The sequence below is a fragment of the Protofrankia sp. Cr1 genome, assembly GCF_963555865.1.
Taxonomy (GTDB): Bacteria; Actinomycetota; Actinomycetes; order Frankiales; family Frankiaceae; genus Protofrankia.
This window is the reverse complement of the sequence record NZ_CAUVXO010000142.1, coordinates 10,458-12,346: the sequence shown is the minus strand read 5'-3', so window position 1 is coordinate 12,346 and position 1,889 is coordinate 10,458. Positions and strand designations below refer to the sequence as shown.

The 1,889-nt window shown below is 68.6% G+C and carries 2 protein-coding genes; both read right to left on the bottom strand.

Annotation, left to right across the window (positions count from 1 at the left end; all coding sequences use genetic code 11):
• A partial coding sequence (gene hpf, locus U9980_RS13345; protein WP_322768202.1) for a ribosome hibernation-promoting factor, HPF/YfiA family occupies nt 1–594 on the bottom strand: 594 nt, incomplete at its 3' end.
• A gap of 240 nt (nt 595–834) precedes the next feature.
• A complete protein-coding gene (locus U9980_RS13340) occupies nt 835–1,650 on the bottom strand; it encodes a ComF family protein (protein ID WP_322768201.1) in 816 nt (271 codons plus the stop codon).
• Between the last annotated feature and the right edge of the window lie 239 nt (nt 1,651–1,889).

The window sequence follows — 1,889 nt, the reverse complement described above, 5'->3', positions numbered from 1 at the left end:
CGGCAGACCCGTGCGGACGTCCCGGAAGAGGTAGAAGTCATGACCGACGAGCTCCATGTTCGACAGGGCATCGTCGAGAGTCATCGACGTGGCTCGATGGATCTTCTCACGGACGACCATGGGCGACCAGTCCGGATCCCCGTAATCTGCGTCGCTATCGGCACCTGCGTGGACATCGCCGTCACGATCGGGGTCGGCACGCCTCGCGGAGTCGCCGAAGCCTTCCGTACCGACCCGCGGCTCGTCCACGGCCCGCGAGAGCTGGCCCGACGACCCACGCGCCGCGCCGTTGTGACAGCTGCGTCGTTCAGCGGCGCGCCGTAGCCGTTCCGTGAGCTTTGCCGCTGCCAGGTCGAACGCAGCGAACGGATCCGCGGCGGCAGCCTCGGCTCGGATCACCGGGCCCCGTGAGAACACGGTCAGCTCAACACGATCACAGACATCCGCCATCCGCGGATTGTGTTCGCGGGAGAGCTCAGCATCCACCCGGAAGGCCTTGTGATCGAACCGCTCCAGCTTCGCAATCTTGGCTTCGGCGTGCTTGCGGAACCTCTCGGGAACCGCGGTGTGCCTTCCCTTGAAGACGATGTCCACTCGTTTCACCTTCCTGTCGACCGGAGGCGGCGATGACCGAACGATCCCGCGGGATCGAGCCAATCCGACCTTCCGATGCAATTCCGTATGTCAGGGCTTATCTGCCTCGTTCCTTCCGGCCGGACCCCGAGCGCCCTGGTCCGTCGCTTCGCTTGTCCACTCCCGCGGCGCCGGTGCGGGTGACGACAGTTTCAACCCTGCGGTACCCCGGTCGCAGCCAAATGGACACCTTGGGGCCGGTCATCTCGAGAAGGGCGGCGGCGCGCCGATGTCTCGAGGAGCGCGGCGGCGCGCAGACGTCGCGGCGACTACGGCGGCGGCTGATACCGGTACCCCACCGGCACGCAGCGCCCGCGCAGCCTCGGTCAGGGTCGCACCCGTCGTCACAACATCGTCGATGACAATGAACAACGCGGCCGGCGGTGAACAGTGAGTGACTCTGTCCTGCCCCGGCAAACCCCTGGCGAGACGGAGTTCGTCGACAATTCGGACTCCGTGTCGCAGCCCGAACGCACCGCTGAGATTGCTCGCGCGCTCCACCGCGGATAGAGCGGCCTGATCGGCCACCGCCCGGGCCGCCCGCAGCATCGCGACCACCCGTACCGGCACCCCGGCCGCGCGCAGCACCCCCGCGGCGCCGTCACCGAGCCTGCGTACATGGTCGAAACCTCGCCGGCGAACGGCCGACCGGGTCGACGGCACCGGCACAAGAATCACCAAGCCGGTATGCGCCGTCCCGACGCGGGCCGCCATCACCGCGCGGGCAAGCGCCGACGCCAAGGGCCGCCGGGCGTCCTGCCGGCCTTTCTCCTTGAACGCCAGCAGAAGCTGGCGGCACGGTCCGTCGTAGACGGCGCCGGCAAAGCATCGCGGTGGTGGCCCCCGCCGCCCCGGTGTGGCCATCTGTCCCGGAGCGGCGAGGAATGCCGGACGATCGACCGAGGCTGCGCAGGTCGGGCAGACCGCCGGGCCCGGACGGCCACAGCCGGCGCAGGCACGCGGCAGGAGAAGATCCAGAAGGACCTCGAATGCGGCGCCGATATACGTGTTGGGCATGTATGGGATGGTCGGCCCGTTGCGTCCGCTTGGCGAGGGCGCTGCAGTCCCTGTGGACAACCCGGCTGTGGACGACAATGGCCGCGAAGAGCGCCTCACGAAATGATCTGCGGGAAGTCGCCTCTCCCCGCGCTGGCAGAGGCTCCGAGACGTACGACTTCAGGGAGACCGACATGACCGACGGACCCGGCTGGGGGCAGCCGCAGCAGCATGGCGGGCCCGATCCCGCTCAGGGCCAA